This is a genomic window from Sphaerospermopsis sp. FACHB-1094, assembly GCF_014696195.1.
GTDB classification, from domain to species: domain Bacteria; phylum Cyanobacteriota; class Cyanobacteriia; order Cyanobacteriales; family Nostocaceae; genus Sphaerospermopsis; species Sphaerospermopsis kisseleviana.
Genome location: NZ_JACJPT010000003.1, coordinates 1 through 15,001 on the forward strand (window position 1 = coordinate 1; position 15,001 = coordinate 15,001).

Below are 15,001 nucleotides of genomic sequence, written 5' to 3' on the forward strand. Positions count from 1 at the left end.
GCGTTATAAAGATGTTATTTTAGGGATTGAATTGAAAGTGTGGCGGGATAAAAAACGCGATCCTCAAGGTGATGGAATTGAACAATTAGAATCTTATTTAGCACGTTTAGGGTTAGATTTTGGTTGGTTATTTATCTTTGATAGACGGAAAAATGCTTTACCAATGGAAGAAAGATTATCAACTGAGGTGGTGATGACAGAAAATCAATGTAGAATTACTGTGATTAGAGCATAAATGTTGATCTATTCCAACACCTTAAAGCTACGGAAAAGTATATAAAATCCATTTCACAGTCTGTATTGTCTCTGTGATTACCTCATCACCCCAAAGTTGTTTCATTATGGGGATTAAATTGTTAATTTCTTCCAATAAAGATTGACGATTATAAGAATATGAAGAGATTCTTGCTCTCCATAGATAATAGAAATACTCTGCATAATTACCTGCTATTTCAGGAACAATGGAGCTACAAAGCAACGCACGTTCTTCCTGTGAAATTCCTTCCATAGATGCAACTGCTTCTAGAGTTCTTAAGATTAAGTTTTCAGGTAAAACACGGGCTAAAATTTTAAGAACTTCTGTTTTTATATATTGTTTTTTTATACCCAAAGCAATGTCAAGAGCCTCTGATTTGAAAGTTTCTGGTAGGCGTGGGGCAATTTTTTCATAGGCTACTTGTTCTCGTCCATTTTCAGAAAATAACTTCAAAGTTCTAATCATTAACTTTTCTGGAACATATTCTGCAAAAGCTCCAAAATTAAGTTTCATTATAAAGTTTTTCTTCTCTGAATCATCAGTAAAATTTCTCTGTTCTAAATCATCAAGAAGCTGTTCAAACAGATTGCTAGACAGATAGGGTAATACTATCCCTGTATTAATTACGGCTTTGTTATCTTTGTTGAGTAAGGTTAACTTTAAAACTTTTGGAAGTAATTGCTGACGAACAGAATTTGATAAATAGGGTAATAGTTTTTCCAAAACTCGCTCTTTTCTGTTCATATCTGAAATATCATTAACGATCTGAAAAACGTCATTTATTAGCTGATTGCTCTGCTCATAAGGAACAAGTTCAACCAAAGCAAGAGCGCGTTTAACCCTATCCTCAATACCTAACGCAATTTCTAACATTTCTTGACGCAGACTAGGAGAAAATGATAAGAATTCAGTCAAAACTTTGACTTTCTCAGAAACGTTTTCAATTAGGCGAACATCTCTAACAGCTTCACTCCAAACATCAGGGGCAAAGTTGGCAATTTTTCTCAGTAACTTTGCTCTAAACTTAGGCTTCTTAAATGAGCGAACAATCAATAAAATTTCTGTGAGATATTTGGGTAATATTTGACCCTTTAAAGAAATAATAACTTCGTTCAAAGCTTGGCATTTATAATATTCATCATGGATTTTATCAATCTCATTTAAGAAAAGAGGAAATAAATCAATCGGTAGATGAGGACACAATAAACAAATAGCTTCTTGTTTATCTGAATCTTCATAAAGAGTAGAAAATAAATCAAAAATCTCAGGTGTAAATTCTTGTGGCGCATGAACAATCAAATTTTTGATAATAGTTAAAAAAGCTAAGTGATCGTTATTTATAGCTCTTGCTACAATTAATATTTCATCCAAAAGATCAGCACTAGCTACAGGTATTAACTTATCTAAATTTGGATTGCGCCAAATTTCTTCCTTTTGTCTTTTAACACATTCTAAGGCTTCAGGAACTAAATGGGTAAAGTTTAAAGCTAATTCTACTAATTGTTCAGTTTTATCTTTGTAATCAGTGCTTATACGAATCTCGTTTAAGGCTTGATTTAATAACTCTTGATTATTAGGATAAGCGATCGCCAAGTCTTTCAAGCTACTAGCAAGACTACTATCATAATTTAATACGTCAGGTAAAATTTCAGGATATCGTTTAGCTACTATTTTGAAAGTTAGATCTTTAATGCTTATTTCATCTATGCTGTTGGCAACTTCCCTTGTCTTTTCTTGTAGTTCATCAGGTAGAAGATGAGCAATTTGTGCAAAAACATAGTAGATCCAAAATTGATTGGGAAATACCTTAATAACATCCAATAATTCAAACCATACTTCTACAGGTAAGACTGAAATTTTAACGATATGCTTGATAAACTCGTAAATTCTGCCAAAGGTTTCAAATCCTTCTTGAATTTCTGCTTCTACCCCATCCACTCTAGGAAGACGAAGGAGTAATTCTAAGATGCCAGGTAAATTATTAGCAGAGATATGGTCACGAACTGCCCATAAAACTAGAACATTTTCTTCAATATCGTTACTAATGGCTAAATAATCAAGAAGTAACTCATTAGGTAGGTACGGACCTATCTGTATAAGTGCCTTGGCTTTGTGCTTAGGCTCTGGAATCAATGAAACCATAGACAATGCTTGAGCTAAAATATTAAAGCGTTCTTCTGCTTCTGGTTTTCTATTGCAACTCTCAATGGCTAGAATATTAGCAAATTGAGATGCCAAGTAAATCTCGTCTTGTCCAAGATCCATACTATTAGTCACTTCAGTAATAAATTCAGGAAAAAAGACATCATCAACATAGGGAAGGACTTTTTCAATACTCTCAATTTGTAGCGATAAGTCTGATAATTCTTTAATTATTTTTAGGATATTAGCAATTACAATAAGACTTTTTGGAGCAAGAGAGGCAATTTTTTCTAAAGCACTTACACGCTCTAATTCTTCTTTAATATCGTTAACTTTTTCTAAGGCAAGAAGTAAAATATCATCAGAATCGGGAATCGCTTTAGCCATGCTAGTCAATGCGTCCACCTGATAATCCAAGTCATTGATTAAAGAAAGATTATCCAAACATAATTGTTTTAATCTCTGATTCTCAGGGAAGTGAGTCAGCAACTCAATAATAGCCCATACTTTTGAGTCACTGTCAATTGATTCTGCTAACTTTAATACTTTGGACAATAACTTTTCTGGATAATAAGGAGTAATTTTTGCTAAGATTTCAAATTCTTGATCATCATTACGTCGTTGAGATATGTAGGCAAGACATTGTTCTGCTTTCCAACGCTTATTCTTTGCTAAAAATACCAGTAATTCATCGGAGTAGTCATTGGCAAAAGTCCTAAATGAAGAAGTAATTAAGGCATAACGAAGTTGAAGAGCAATTGCTTTTGACTTTGATAGATACTCACCGTTAATGTATTCCTTTTCTACTTCTTCCCAAGCTGCTATTATATTGTCTAAAAAACTATCTTTTCTATCTTTTTCTAAAAAACTATTTGCACAAACAGCAGACTCTACAGCAGACTCCAAAGCTTCTAGGTAAGCGTGCTGTCCTTTTTCGGTTGTTAATGAAAGGATTTCATGAAGTTCCTGTTTATATGGCGTTTTTATAAAATGGAAAGCTAACTTTACCAATTGACATAGATCAAATTCAGCCAAAGGATTGTTTTGAGAAACTATCATGCTTTCCTCCTATGGAGTTTATTTAACATATTTTCAACAATAAGCATATTTGCTTGTGTATCAAAACTTGTTATATCGTCAAAGTGTAATTTTCTTTTTAAGAAATCATAAAAGCTTCGATGATAAATACGATAGTGCTGTTTATTGTTTTCTATTATTTCATTAAAACAATTACGCCACAGGTTAATAATTTCTGATACTGTATTGGTTGGGAATTTACTAATTTCCGCAATGTATGAGATAGAAGCAGGTGTGTGGAGAGCAGCGATAATTCTGATAACCTTTTCATCTATTTCTCGGAATCTATCTTTATAAGATTTTTCCATAAAATCCCAATGCTTATTGTAATATCCATTCAGTCCTTGCGGTAAATCATGAATACTATCCTTAATATCTTCTGAGAGTTTTTGCTCTTTAATATCTGTCATTACATAGAATAAATACATGAAGTTGCCTTCACTTTTTTTAGTGATCTTTTCGACAAAATCAGCATCACTAACCTGCCATTTCTCGATTTGTTGCCTTACACCAGGATCATTTAAGTAACTCTCGACATATAGCCGAACATCGTTGAGATTATCTTCATCATCATCCTTGATATCTATTCGTTTATTATTATTCACATAGAAATTCTGATCGTCTGCTTCACGGGAAGTAACAATGAAAAACACACCTTGAGGTAAGGCTTTAGGCAAACCAAGAATATTAAGCTCCCCATCTAACGGACTTCTCTTTGCTTCATCTAAAGCATCCACTAAAATAACTACTGTGTTATCTTCTTTGTTATCTTTCACTTTTTCTATTGCTTGTGGCAATAGATCTTCATCTATAAAATTTCTGTAAGTAAGTATTCTTTGTTCTGGTTGACATTCAGGCAATTTTGAATAAGGTAATTCATATTTAACAATCAGTTGAGAACAAATACTAGCCAAAAAACTTTCGGTTGAATCAGTTCCTTCAGTGACAAAATGATGAATCCACTCTCTGTCTTCGACTAATTTCGCCATCAATGCTGTTTTACCAATACCAGGCTCACCTTTAAGAATAATATAGCCTGAAGGAAAACTCTCATCTTTCAAATATTCATCAATTTGATCATAGATATATTCCCTTCCGACAAATTCCCTTGTCTTGTCATCAACAATATTTTTGAAAATCTGTCTAGGAATATGTTGTTCAATTTGATTAAATTCTCCTGCTGGGTTATGAGGATTAACGGGATTTTGCAGTCTATTCCATTCGTCTGGATCGACTACTTCACTAACTGTTACTCCCAAAAAATCACAAACATCTTTAAGATTCGCTCGATCAATGTTGCGTTTCTGAAATAGTCGTTCTATAGTTTTTTCAGATAAATAACATTTTTGAGCCAATTCTGTCTGATTAATACCTAGTTCTTTGAGTCGTCTTTTTAATAGTCTCCTTCCTTCATCGGTTATCCCAATAGATCTAGGCATGGTTAATTGTTCCTTTCTTTGAAAATACGTTCTTTAGAAATACGTCACGAAAACTTTGACTGATTGAAAAAAGTTTAACTTGAGATTGAGTCAACGAGAGTCTGACATCTTGTATCAGCATAGCGCAATTCTGGGAGAGTACGTTTTCTCTCTTTCAAAACTAGCGCCGAAGGACAGAGTAACTGTTCACACTCCCCCCTATCTTTAACGAGAGATCAAGGGTTTCGATAATTTTAGAGGGGGGGAGTGAATAACTACAGGACAGAGTATTCCAATATGTCGAATCTGTCGAATCTGTCCTTTAACCTGTCGGAAGTGGTTCTTCTCAGCCTGACAGGGGGAAACGCATAATGGGGCTATCAAAACAACATTCTCTCTATTGGGAGGAAAAAATATGTCAGAAGAAAAGTCATGGGCTAATGTAGCAAAGCTCGTCGGCTTATGTGCTGCTACACTGGGCGCACTGGTTGCAGCTGGTCGTTCTACGCCACCACCACCACCGCAGCCACCAAGAAACGAATCCAAACCCTAAACTCAGTAAACCAATTTGAAACTTAAAGAGGGAGTGGTTATTCTCCATTCTCTCGACTTCACAAGCATCTCAATTCAATCAAGGAGGAACAATGGCTATTCACTTATTACCCTTCATTGGGAAAGTAACATTAGGTGTTGGGAAAGTAACAGTAGGTTTTTTTACTGCTTATATCACTATTAAAGGCTGTGAAGCCGCTGCCAAGAAGGCTAATAAGATTTTAGACGAACATTATCCTCAGGTAAAATTTCGCCTTAATGCAACAATTGTTGATTGGGGGGTTAAGTTAGTCCAATCCACTGTTTCTTCAATGGTGGCTGAGGATAAAAAAGGCGAAGTGAAAAAACAGATAGATAATTTAACTACTGATGCCCTTTTCGAGTTGATTTATCGTCTTATCAAAGATAGCTTCAATGGAGGTAATGCACCCAATGGAACAGACTCAAAGGATTCCTCGGAAGAAGAGACCATTATTGAAGCCATTGCCTATGGAGCCTACAGCTACTTCATGGAACAAACAGCTTGACGGTGATAGCTGAAACTGACTAACTAAGTTGAAACTTAAAGAGGGAGTGTTTATTCTCCATTCTCTCTTTACCCAAACCCTAAATAAAAAATAAAATGACAGCGATCGCTTACTACCCAAAGGCGATCGCTTTCACAAATTGGAGTTATGGTGATAAAAAAAATCTTAAAAAATCAACATTATATATTGTTATGTTGATTCAATAATTTTTATCCCTGCTCTAAATTCTCGCAGTGCTTGAGCATGATTTTCTATACCAATACAACGCATCAATAAACCTACATCTAAACTCGGTAAAAGTTGCGATTTACTAACAGCCTCATATCCCTCATTTCCTAAACTATAAAACAATAACTCATCATTCATCCAAAACCAAACTTCAGGAATTTTTAACCGTTTGTATGCTTCCAGTTTATTAATTCCTCCACTACTAACAACCACCTCAATTACTAAATCAGGATGCTTTCTATTTGCCCCCAACTCATAGGATTTATCACCTTCTCTTTTAACCTTTTCAAATTCATTTTCTAAGGTGACAGAACCAGTAGGAGTAAAATCTAATCCCAAAAATTCTAAATAAATTTCTAGTAAAGCACCAATACGTTCTTTGATAGTTTCGTGTTTTTTACCCGGCATTTTTCTAATCTCCAAAACTCCATCTAAAAAAGATAACCTTAACCCTGGGCGATCAATTAGCTGTTCAACAGCTTTAAATTCTCTCCAGGTTAAGTCACTAATTAAAATTGGTTCTGCTTCTGGTTCAATGAGTGTAGTTATCATAATTTAAACCCAAATTTAGAGAGTGAATTTTGTTCAATATGATATCATCTAAAAATATATTATCATAAAAAATATCATGCAAGTATAGAAACCGAGAGTAAAAAATGATCAATTTGGTAAATATGAACTAAGCTGTTGTGCATTTAATTTATATAAGTGGAACAGGCATCTTGCCTGTTAAACAAGAGTTTAGAATATTAGGATTATACAATTTAGCTGTGTAACAGCTTACCATTCCAAAATACGGCGCAGTTATCAGTTTCCAGCATCCGTAATTTTTTAATGGTAAATAACCGTTGTCTTCACTGTAATATCAACATTAAGTTTTTTCCGCAAAACATTGAAAATAGCCGTCAAATTATCCATCGTCGGATTACATTTTATTGTCCTCATTTATAATGCTAATTCCATTTTGCCAAACGGTAAATTTAGACGGCTGAATTTTGAGTTATCGCCTAGAAAAACAAGGTTGCTTTGAAACTATTACGGAAAATGGCGTTCATTACGGTGTTGAAGTTTTTGGCAAAATTTTCGACAATCTTTCCCCACAAGGACTATACCCAGATGACTGGATTCAAGATTTTACATCTCTATCTAATGAGTTTAAAATAGAAGTGATAGAAGAATTTTGAAAATTTTAATGGAGTTAATCTCAATGAGCGCATTATTTAATTTACTCGAAAAAATTAAAACCAACCCAGGCTTATATTTGGGAATAGCATCTATCAGTAATTTACGGATGTTTATTTTGGGATATCGCTTTTCTCGTTCTGAATTAGGTATTACTAATACTGAAACTGAAAGTGATTTTTATAAAAACTTTCAAACTTGGCTACAAAACCGCTTATCTATCCATACTGTTAACGCTTGGGATAAAATTATTTTACTCACCTGTATTGATGAAAAAGCTGCATTTGATTACTTTTTTCAATTACTAGATGAATTTATCCAAAGAGACAAAAGCCAAGATATTGAACCAAATCTAGCTGAACCATCCTCTAAAAATTCTCAAAAAGCTGCCTGAAGAATAACAGTGAATCTTAGTGTGTTTGGTGTACATTTGGCTCGTTATGCTGCTCATGATCGATCGCTTGTTGCGGGAATTTTAAGATGTACCAATGCTTTCTGTAACACACTGGGCTTAACACTCAACCAAATTTGATGGCGCTCATCTTCAGTATACCCAACAACAATAGCCCCAATAGGTGAACCAATATCTGGATACATTTCTGGAGTCATATCTCCACTATCAACAAAATCAGTAATCTGAACAAGACCCTTCACTACTTCATCATCTAAACTAACAAAAATCCCAAATGGCGCATGATACTCGACTCTACCGTGAATCAGTTCACCTAACCGATATTTAGATTTGATTTTTTGCCAAAACTGATCGCTCATAGCACTACCTTGGTTTTAATACTCTTGGATATTGGTTGAGGATAGGAAACAAATGATGAGGAACTGGTAATTCAAATTTATCTGTGCCTTGATAGGGTTTTTCCAGGGCTTGGAAATATTGTTCATAGATTTCTGAGTCTATTGTAACTTCCAAAATCTCATCTTTGTAATACCGATGATATTCCTCTGCTAGACTCCTACTATTGGGTGCTGCAAAGTAGCATTTGCCGTCAGCAGTTGGAGGATGGTAGGGAAAGTCATCATGATGAAATCCGTGTTCTACAAGATTTTGTCCTTTGCCTTTTTGAGTAGCTTTATAAATTGTAATAGTGTTTATCGTATTCAAACAGAAGAAAATTTATTAAGTAGAAGATTTTTTTGTAATTATAATAACATATAGCAATTTTCATAACTATTCAAAATTTTTGATCAGTAGCGATCGCTTCCCTATCCGTAAACATCGCATTTAATAATAGTTAAGGAAGTACAAAAAAAGGAAGTAGAGCGATATCGCTTTTCTCAAAGATGTTTAACAGTGAAATTATTGGGTTTTTAGCAGAAATACATAGTAAGATTAGATAAGTTAGCAGAAATTCACTCGCCACATCATGAATTACAGAGATTATATCACAATCGAACCCAATAAACGCGGTGGTAAGCCTTGTGTACGTGGCTTGCGAATTACAGTTTATGAGGTGCTTGAATACCTAGCTTCTGAGATGACGGAAGCGGAAATTCTTGATGATTTTCCCGATCTAACGCGAGAAGATTTAAAGGCTTGTATTGCTTATGCGGCTGATCGTGAACGTCGGCTGATGATTTCGACTTTATCAGCATGAAATTACTATTTGATGAAAACTTATCCCCCAAATTATCCACCCGTTTGAGCGATATTTTTCCAGGCCCGCTTCATGTTCGGGATGTAGGCATGAAAGCAACAATAGACCCGATAGTTTGGAATTATGCAAAAGATAATGATTTGATAATCGTCTCGAAAGATGCTGATATGCACGATTTGAGTTTAGTGTTTGGGAATCCTCCAAAAGTCATCTGGCTTAGACTGGGAAACTGTTCTACCTGACAAGTTGAAAATTTACTGCGTCGGGAGTTCAGTACAATCAAATTATTTTATGAAGATGAAAATTCATCCTTACTTGCTCTCTCATAATCGCACTTAAACCACAACTAGCGATCGCTTCCCTCGCCGTAGGTATCGCACTTAGTAATAGTTAGGGGTTGCTGAGAAAGTCTTTCCGTGAGGGCATAGGAGTCAGGAGTCAGGAGTCAGGAGTCAGGAGAAGATTTGAAAATTTCTTTGCCATCTCTTGAAATCCCAAAAAATGCACACTTTTTCCGGTATACCCTTCAAAACCCTTGCACTAATTTCTGTGTTTATCAGCCTCTAACCTTTGATATATCAAGGTTTTAGGTTTATTCAGCAAACCCTAGTTAAGGAAGTACAAAAAAGAAGTAGAGCGATCGCACTACCATCTATGAAATTGACTTAGTATTGAACAATTTTCATCCGAGACAAAAATTAGTCTATCAAGTTTCTCTTGAATTAGAACAACCTTACCTTTTATAGTTTACAGGTTGCCCATCTTCGAGGGTGTAAATGTCCTCTTCTGGATCGTTGAGGAAAGTAAAGCTAGGGTTGGTTGAGACTGCATCTAACCAGGTTTGTTCGTTGAGATCATCCTCCTCTGGCATTAGCAGGATAATACGCACCCGACTGGCTTTGTCTTGGGGAAGGGGATGATCTAGCTGAATTTGTCCTTGTTTATTTAAGATACCTGTGGTTTCAATCGCACGCATGGTTTCAGGCACAAAACATCATTGGGTTCAATAGACATCTCCACAACAGAATGTATTAATTTGTCATAAATTGTAGGGGCGAAGCTTATGGGCGATAATTTAACGGAAAAATCAGAGATATAGATATCCCATAAGCTTCGCCCTGCCCCCATAAATAAGTTCCATAATTTCTTTTCTGGAGATGTCTAATTTTAACACTTTCTTCCGTGCAACCAGAAGGTAATTAGGTGGAATATATTAAGAAATTAAGGTGCGTTACATTTCATTAACGCACCCTATAGAATTGGCAAACTGGCTTACCACAACGGGCTAATTTAAAAGACTTTCATATTCATCGTGATTACCGATCCAAATCCAATAATAATCGTCACCCTTTTTTAAGGCTAAGGCTCTATATCCACCAGTGACACGGGCAGACCAAAGATTTTTACTGACTTTTTTGAAGTGCAAAGAGGGATGAAGTGAGTTTTCCTGCCAAAGCTGATAAGCCTTCCGCGCTTGCTCTTGCATCTCAGGTGACAAATTAGCATAAGTTTTCCAAAACTCACTCGTTGCAAAGGATTTCATCAAGATCCCTCACGTTGTTGGCTGCAATATCTTTTTCTGCCTGAGCAATAAGGCGATCTAATTTCCCTGATGCTAAATCTGCCTCAATTTGCCGATCCCACATCTCATCAATATATTCTTGAAGCCACTTTGCCAGATCACGAACTTCACTCTCTGGCAATTGCTTGATTGCTGATTCAACTTCTAGGAGAGTAGTCATATAAGATTTTACATTTCAAGAACTTTTCTATATTATTACCAATTATAGCATTGAAACGCTATTGAGATGGTAGCTATTTGACTGATCCCACTTATTAAAGATGTTTAATGGTGAATTTATCAGGTGCATTACATTTCATTAACGCACCCCACAGAATTGGTGATCGCTTACTCATGAGATCGCAGTTAATCACAGTTAAGGAATCACAAAAAAGGAAATTGAGTGATCGCTTCTTCTGCTAAAGCCTCCAGTTTGCCGTCTGCGATGTCTTGTTCTAGCTGCTCATCCCAACGCTGGTAGTCTATGTCTAAGATCCATTGCCGGAGTCGCTGAAACTGCTCTGGTGGAAGCGTCAGAATAGCTGCTTCAATTTGTTCAATGGTTGACATTTCAGGTTATAGTTTTTTGACTTCAATCACATTATAGCTTTGTAGAGAGGAGTAATTCTAATTTTTACCTCACAGATCGCTTATAATCAATGTATTATTGTATATCTAAAAATTTAAAATATGTCACTCGCTGAGTTAATTCCTCTAGTCAATAATCTGAGTCAGTCAGATAAATTATCACTCTTGAAACTCCTAGCAAAACAAATCCCAAATGCTGAATTACAAGTGATCTTTTCTGCCTCAGAGTATCCAATTTGGTCGCCCTACGACTTAGTAGTTAACGAAGCACTAGAAAATAAAGATTGAGCGATCGCTTTTCTCAAAGATGTTAAACAGTAAATTTAGACGGCTGATATTTATAACTTAATTCAAGAGCATTGCAAAAGCTATTTAGTTGATTAAGCAAAGCATTATAGTAACTGTAAGCATCCTCTTGTTTATCTTGGAGATTAGCATATAAAGTTAACTCTGGTTCTGGTGCTAGGTGATCTTTAGGGATATCTAAACCTGCTTCAGATAACCGTGTTGAGGCAATTGCAATTAATAATGCTCCAATTGTATTAGATTCACCATTGTGAAGATCATTCAGTCCAGGTAATATTGTTTCTGCACCTGGTAATTCATTAAGATTCATGATTGATTTTCCTCCAGGTTATTTTCACAACGTTCAATAAATTTCTCAATTCTACTTCTAAGGATATCAGGGTTTAGAGAGGGAAATCTGATTAGTTCAGGTGCGATCGCTTCAAAGCAATTCCGTAAATCATTCAAAGAGAATAATTTCTGTTTATACATGGCTTCAATATCTTTAATATCACGGTCAAATCCCCTGGATAGTTTAGCAAGAGCTTGGGCGGTAAAATCATAGTGATAAAACGAAATTTGACCTCGTTTGCCAATGAATACACTTCTATCACGCCATCCAGGAAGAGGTGGTAAGAAATCCTGGGGAGATGCTAATTCGATATTAATGTTTAATTCTTGTTTGAGTTTGGCAATAGCTTGAAAAATGCCTGGTGGTTCAGGATCTAGACGAAGATCAACATCAACTGTGGAGTTACGCCATCCAATTAGTAGCGCACTAGCTCCTCCTGTAAAGTAGATGCAGCCTGAACCCTGAGCTTCTCTACCTAAGACTTGCATCAGACGTTCTAACTTTTGAGTGTCAATGTTTTCACGCATATTTTTATTGATTTATTTGTTTGGAAGTTGAGCGATCGCTTCCCTATCCGTAAACATCCCATTTAATAATAGTTAAGGAAGCACAGGAAAAGGAAGTGGAGCGATTTCTCTTTGCAAAGATGTTTATTAGATTTATTGACCTCGCCCTGGCTTACAGTCGGCAAAACTTAATGCCTCTGTGTCTAGAAAGCTGGCGATTCTCTTTCAGAGACACTACGTGAACGCCATCTCAATTATTGCTTCAACGGGATAATCAATTTCATTAGCACGAGAAATCAAGGCATCCTGAATCCAGTCTGGTAAGTGTTTTAAAATAATTTCCGCATCATCGGATGAAATTTGCTCCGAAGGTTTCACTTGCATGGGTTAGGACTCGATATGGATTTTAACATTATATGGTGGCTCAGTCGCTCTCAAAATGATCGCCTCTAGTTCTAATAGTAACGCAGGGTTTTTCGAGTAAGGTATTGTCTGCACCGCAATTCTTACATCTTCACTTTGATCCTGAAACAAGAGCAGCGATAAATACAATTATTGTCAGAGCTAACAGGATGATCGTTCCGACAACCAGATCCGGTTGCGGATTAAAATAGTTGATTTGGAAAATTCGATCAATCCCGATCAATCCCCAAGAGATCACTAGAAAACCGAAGACAGACCATGCTAGTCTTTTACTTAATGGCTCGTCGATATCCTTCCATTCCTCCTCAATCGTCCGGTGGTTCGCTAAAGTACCGTAAAACATAAAGACAAGATAAGAAACAATAAGTGTGACGAAAGTGATCGAAGATATCCAGGGATAAGTTCCAGAGATTCTAATCGCTGTGAGTCCGGCCAGCGTGTTAATACTCAAACCCCAAATGATTAACAAAACCCATTGTAAGTAACGCCGTCTTAGATTCGACTCTAGAGAGATACTGATCTCGACGAAAACATTCCAGACCAATCCACAAAATGGCATAATACTATAAAAAATAAAGACGATAATCGAAATTAGACTTATCACAATAGTAGTCAGTATTATCCTCCCTTGACAAAATAGAAAGCATAAAAAGTTAAGCACAATCCGCAGGCTTGAAATAAGGATACGAATAGTTAGCAGAATCGTTGTAATTGAAATATCGGCAACCGCGAGGGAGATCAAAACAAGTGGGTTGCGAGAGCGAAGCGATACAGTATATTTTCTCTCAGTAAAAAGTATAACTTTTTCGGCGATCAAATTGTTTACAAACATGGCATATTCAAAAGGAGTATCAAGCCATTTAAGCCCATTGAAAGCAAAATCGCTCATCCTCTCAATGACCGATAAGACAGGAGTTTCTACCAAACATCTATGGATTATATGAAATACCATCACGCCAAGATAAACTACCAAACTTCCAACCAAAAAATAATGATAATAATCTTTGATTCGGCTTGAAATCCAGAAATTCACAACATAAAAGATTGAGGCTTGAAGTGAAATAACAAACAAAAATCGCAGTGTGTCCCTAGAGGATTTCAGGGTGATTTTTCTAATGTCGAACGGTATCTTAAAGGTGGATGAATTCAAAAATATTCTCAGTTTATATTTTAAAGCTATATCTTCTTGATTTTTCATCTTTTTAAACCATAATTCCATCAATTTATCGACAGGAAATGATTGAATTTGAAGCTTTGAAGATTCTTCATTTAAAAAATCAAGAATATGAGAAAAACTCAAGTTTTCATATTGTTCTCGTAAGATTTTTTCAATTTCACTTTGTGAGCTACTGTTGATTTTTTTTATTCTTTCTAATTGTCTTTTAATTTCTTCTTTAAATTCTTTTTCTTCCAAGGAGAATAATGAACTTGTTCTATACTCACTATATCTATATGATGAACTTGTTCTACTATTTCTGTATTCATTTAGTAATTCTTCTTCAATTTCCGTTGGTGATTCTTCGTATATTTTTCCTACCATTTCTAATTGTGTTTCTATTTCTGCCGGAAAAAAAGAAGGCACATATAATAATTCATTACTAATATTCCTATTACTTATTCTTGAAATAAGTTGGCCAAATGAAGGAATGAATAAAATACTTAACTCTTTTTCCTTAATAATTGCTAGATTATATTTGTGTTGTAAAGACGCTAAATCATTAGCTATTGAATCTTCTGCTGCTTGCAAGTCTTCATATTGTTTGTTCAATTCTTGAATACGCTTTTTAGTCCAATATTCTCGAATTTCTAATTCTTTATTATATTTTTGCTGATAATCGTACTGGATAATCCCCCAAGCTACGCACCATAAAAGCAGGAATGCTGAGGGAATTAATCCATTAGCTGTCTCGACTGGCAATAGATCGAGGAAATACCCGCCTCCGATCGCAACGAGACTGGCAATAGTAATTTCAGTGGGTGTTAACTCTCGAAATTTGGGATTTACGAACAGTAGTAAGGGGATAACTAAAACGACTCTAATGATTGGTATATTAGATCGTAGGAAAGCAAAAAAATATTGTACCGATGACGCGGTAGACACGGGAAAGCGATTAAACACTACACCAACAATATCATTGATACCGATGGATAAAATCGCAACGACCAAGCAGAGAGTTAGTGCGGGAACAGTCAAAATAAATCTAGATATAGAGTAATCCACCCAAAATTCAATATCGAGTAAGGATATTTTCTTGTTTTCCTTTTGCATAGTTCATCTTTCCCCTTCCGTGAAC

18 protein-coding genes and 2 pseudogenes are annotated in these 15,001 nt (G+C 35.6%); 7 read left to right on the top strand and 13 right to left on the bottom strand.

The features are described from left to right. Window positions 1-235, top strand: a pseudogene (locus H6F47_RS01210) (ATP-binding protein); the annotation flags it as partial. A 27-nt stretch (window positions 236-262) separates the two neighbouring features. On the opposite strand, the gene H6F47_RS01215 reads toward H6F47_RS01210, so the two are convergent. Together H6F47_RS01215 and H6F47_RS01220 are read right to left on the bottom strand one after the other, a co-directional pair. Continuing rightward, complete coding sequence (locus H6F47_RS01215; protein ID WP_137668978.1) at window positions 263-3,457, bottom strand: hypothetical protein; 3,195 nt, start codon at window positions 3,455-3,457, stop codon at window positions 263-265. After that, on the bottom strand, window positions 3,454-4,914 hold the full coding sequence (locus H6F47_RS01220) for an AAA family ATPase (protein WP_137668979.1): 1,461 nt from the start codon (window positions 4,912-4,914) through the stop codon (window positions 3,454-3,456). Before H6F47_RS01220 ends, H6F47_RS01215 begins: the two co-directional genes overlap by 4 nt. A gap of 623 nt (window positions 4,915-5,537) precedes the next feature. On the opposite strand from H6F47_RS01220, the gene H6F47_RS01225 reads away from it, so the two are divergent. Beyond that, window positions 5,538-5,972 carry a hypothetical protein gene (locus H6F47_RS01225; protein ID WP_137668980.1) on the top strand — a complete coding sequence of 145 codons (435 nt, stop codon included), beginning with the start codon at window positions 5,538-5,540 and terminating at the stop codon, window positions 5,970-5,972. A gap of 189 nt (window positions 5,973-6,161) precedes the next feature. Here H6F47_RS01225 and H6F47_RS01230 read toward each other — a convergent pair whose 3' ends face one another. Beyond that, window positions 6,162-6,752, bottom strand: a complete 591-nt coding sequence (locus H6F47_RS01230; protein WP_137668981.1) for a Uma2 family endonuclease — start codon at window positions 6,750-6,752, stop codon at window positions 6,162-6,164. Between the two features lie 443 nt (window positions 6,753-7,195). Between H6F47_RS01230 and H6F47_RS01235 the strand changes: the two genes are divergently transcribed. Both H6F47_RS01235 and H6F47_RS01240 read left to right on the top strand, forming a co-directional pair. After that, window positions 7,196-7,384 carry a papain fold toxin domain-containing protein gene (locus H6F47_RS01235; RefSeq protein ID WP_217359423.1) on the top strand — a complete coding sequence of 63 codons (189 nt, stop codon included), beginning with the start codon at window positions 7,196-7,198 and terminating at the stop codon, window positions 7,382-7,384. Window positions 7,385-7,407: 23 nt separating this feature from the next. Beyond that, window positions 7,408-7,776 carry a hypothetical protein gene (locus H6F47_RS01240; RefSeq protein WP_190647387.1) on the top strand — a complete coding sequence of 123 codons (369 nt, stop codon included), beginning with the start codon at window positions 7,408-7,410 and terminating at the stop codon, window positions 7,774-7,776. Between the two features lie 53 nt (window positions 7,777-7,829). On the opposite strand, the gene H6F47_RS01245 is transcribed toward H6F47_RS01240, so the two are convergent. Next, complete coding sequence (locus H6F47_RS01245) at window positions 7,830-8,153, bottom strand: RNA-binding protein (RefSeq protein ID WP_137668684.1); 324 nt, start codon at window positions 8,151-8,153, stop codon at window positions 7,830-7,832. A 4-nt stretch (window positions 8,154-8,157) separates the two neighbouring features. Beyond that, the gene (locus H6F47_RS01250) at window positions 8,158-8,499 is read right to left on the bottom strand and encodes a hypothetical protein (RefSeq protein ID WP_190647390.1); all 342 of its coding nucleotides are present in this window, start codon (window positions 8,497-8,499) and stop codon (window positions 8,158-8,160) included. Window positions 8,500-8,761: 262 nt separating this feature from the next. Here H6F47_RS01250 and H6F47_RS01255 point away from each other — a divergent pair, with 262 nt between their 5' ends. Together H6F47_RS01255 and H6F47_RS01260 are read left to right on the top strand one after the other, a co-directional pair. Beyond that, a complete protein-coding gene (locus H6F47_RS01255; RefSeq protein WP_027402180.1) occupies window positions 8,762-8,992 on the top strand; it encodes a DUF433 domain-containing protein in 231 nt (76 codons plus the stop codon). Beyond that, window positions 8,989-9,234, top strand: a complete 246-nt coding sequence (locus H6F47_RS01260; RefSeq protein WP_242027306.1) for a DUF5615 family PIN-like protein — start codon at window positions 8,989-8,991, stop codon at window positions 9,232-9,234. Before H6F47_RS01255 ends, H6F47_RS01260 begins: the two co-directional genes overlap by 4 nt. Before the next feature lie 491 nt (window positions 9,235-9,725). Here H6F47_RS01260 and H6F47_RS01265 read toward each other — a convergent pair whose 3' ends face one another. The 4 genes from H6F47_RS01265 to H6F47_RS01280 all read right to left on the bottom strand — a co-directional run bounded on the left by H6F47_RS01265 (window position 9,726) and on the right by H6F47_RS01280 (window position 11,123). Then, window positions 9,726-9,968 carry a hypothetical protein gene (locus H6F47_RS01265; RefSeq protein WP_137668693.1) on the bottom strand — a complete coding sequence of 81 codons (243 nt, stop codon included), beginning with the start codon at window positions 9,966-9,968 and terminating at the stop codon, window positions 9,726-9,728. A gap of 309 nt (window positions 9,969-10,277) precedes the next feature. Next, entirely contained in the window at window positions 10,278-10,535 is a 258-nt protein-coding gene (locus H6F47_RS01270; protein ID WP_190346904.1) for a hypothetical protein, read from the bottom strand. Further along, window positions 10,513-10,734, bottom strand: coding sequence for a hypothetical protein (locus H6F47_RS01275; protein WP_190346903.1), 222 nt, complete (start codon window positions 10,732-10,734; stop codon window positions 10,513-10,515). The genes H6F47_RS01270 and H6F47_RS01275 overlap by 23 nt, the downstream gene beginning before the upstream one ends. Before the next feature lie 203 nt (window positions 10,735-10,937). Continuing rightward, window positions 10,938-11,123, bottom strand: coding sequence for a hypothetical protein (locus H6F47_RS01280; protein WP_190647392.1), 186 nt, complete (start codon window positions 11,121-11,123; stop codon window positions 10,938-10,940). 120 nt (window positions 11,124-11,243) lie between these two features. Here H6F47_RS01280 and H6F47_RS01285 point away from each other — a divergent pair, with 120 nt between their 5' ends. After that, window positions 11,244-11,429: a hypothetical protein gene (locus H6F47_RS01285; protein WP_096570894.1), complete on the top strand. Its 186-nt coding sequence runs from the start codon at window positions 11,244-11,246 to the stop codon at window positions 11,427-11,429. Window positions 11,430-11,451: 22 nt separating this feature from the next. Here the strand turns inward: H6F47_RS01285 and H6F47_RS01290 are convergent, their stop codons facing one another. The 4 genes and pseudogenes from H6F47_RS01290 to H6F47_RS01305 all read right to left on the bottom strand — a co-directional run bounded on the left by H6F47_RS01290 (window position 11,452) and on the right by H6F47_RS01305 (window position 14,976). Then, entirely contained in the window at window positions 11,452-11,757 is a 306-nt protein-coding gene (locus H6F47_RS01290; RefSeq protein ID WP_096570896.1) for a hypothetical protein, read from the bottom strand. Next, entirely contained in the window at window positions 11,754-12,305 is a 552-nt protein-coding gene (locus tag H6F47_RS01295) for a DUF6036 family nucleotidyltransferase (RefSeq protein ID WP_096570898.1), read from the bottom strand. The genes H6F47_RS01290 and H6F47_RS01295 overlap by 4 nt, the downstream gene beginning before the upstream one ends. 132 nt (window positions 12,306-12,437) lie before the next feature. Next, a pseudogene (locus tag H6F47_RS28770) lies at window positions 12,438-12,668 on the bottom strand (hypothetical protein). A gap of 130 nt (window positions 12,669-12,798) precedes the next feature. Next, the gene (locus tag H6F47_RS01305; RefSeq protein WP_190647394.1) at window positions 12,799-14,976 is read right to left on the bottom strand and encodes a hypothetical protein; all 2,178 of its coding nucleotides are present in this window, start codon (window positions 14,974-14,976) and stop codon (window positions 12,799-12,801) included. Window positions 14,977-15,001 lie beyond the last annotated feature (25 nt).

What these genes read in the sequence shown, in the direction of transcription:
- H6F47_RS01225 (WP_137668980.1), top strand. Translation starts at nt 5,538, where the DNA reads ATGGCTATTCACTTATTACCCTTCATTGGGAAAGTAACATTAGGTGTT.
- H6F47_RS01265 (WP_137668693.1), bottom strand. Translation starts at nt 9,968, where the DNA reads ATGCGTGCGATTGAAACCACAGGTATCTTAAATAAACAAGGACAAATT.
- H6F47_RS01280 (WP_190647392.1), bottom strand. Translation starts at nt 11,123, where the DNA reads ATGTCAACCATTGAACAAATTGAAGCAGCTATTCTGACGCTTCCACCA.
- H6F47_RS01260 (WP_242027306.1), top strand. Translation starts at nt 8,989, where the DNA reads ATGAAATTACTATTTGATGAAAACTTATCCCCCAAATTATCCACCCGT.
- H6F47_RS01275 (WP_190346903.1), bottom strand. Translation starts at nt 10,734, where the DNA reads ATGACTACTCTCCTAGAAGTTGAATCAGCAATCAAGCAATTGCCAGAG.
- H6F47_RS01245 (WP_137668684.1), bottom strand. Translation starts at nt 8,153, where the DNA reads ATGAGCGATCAGTTTTGGCAAAAAATCAAATCTAAATATCGGTTAGGT.
- H6F47_RS01290 (WP_096570896.1), bottom strand. Translation starts at nt 11,757, where the DNA reads ATGAATCTTAATGAATTACCAGGTGCAGAAACAATATTACCTGGACTG.
- H6F47_RS01215 (WP_137668978.1), bottom strand. Translation starts at nt 3,457, where the DNA reads ATGATAGTTTCTCAAAACAATCCTTTGGCTGAATTTGATCTATGTCAA.
- H6F47_RS01220 (WP_137668979.1), bottom strand. Translation starts at nt 4,914, where the DNA reads ATGCCTAGATCTATTGGGATAACCGATGAAGGAAGGAGACTATTAAAA.
- H6F47_RS01285 (WP_096570894.1), top strand. Translation starts at nt 11,244, where the DNA reads ATGTCACTCGCTGAGTTAATTCCTCTAGTCAATAATCTGAGTCAGTCA.
- H6F47_RS01295 (WP_096570898.1), bottom strand. Translation starts at nt 12,305, where the DNA reads ATGCGTGAAAACATTGACACTCAAAAGTTAGAACGTCTGATGCAAGTC.
- H6F47_RS01305 (WP_190647394.1), bottom strand. Translation starts at nt 14,976, where the DNA reads ATGCAAAAGGAAAACAAGAAAATATCCTTACTCGATATTGAATTTTGG.
- H6F47_RS01230 (WP_137668981.1), bottom strand. Translation starts at nt 6,752, where the DNA reads ATGATAACTACACTCATTGAACCAGAAGCAGAACCAATTTTAATTAGT.
- H6F47_RS01270 (WP_190346904.1), bottom strand. Translation starts at nt 10,535, where the DNA reads ATGAAATCCTTTGCAACGAGTGAGTTTTGGAAAACTTATGCTAATTTG.
- H6F47_RS01240 (WP_190647387.1), top strand. Translation starts at nt 7,408, where the DNA reads ATGAGCGCATTATTTAATTTACTCGAAAAAATTAAAACCAACCCAGGC.
- H6F47_RS01255 (WP_027402180.1), top strand. Translation starts at nt 8,762, where the DNA reads ATGAATTACAGAGATTATATCACAATCGAACCCAATAAACGCGGTGGT.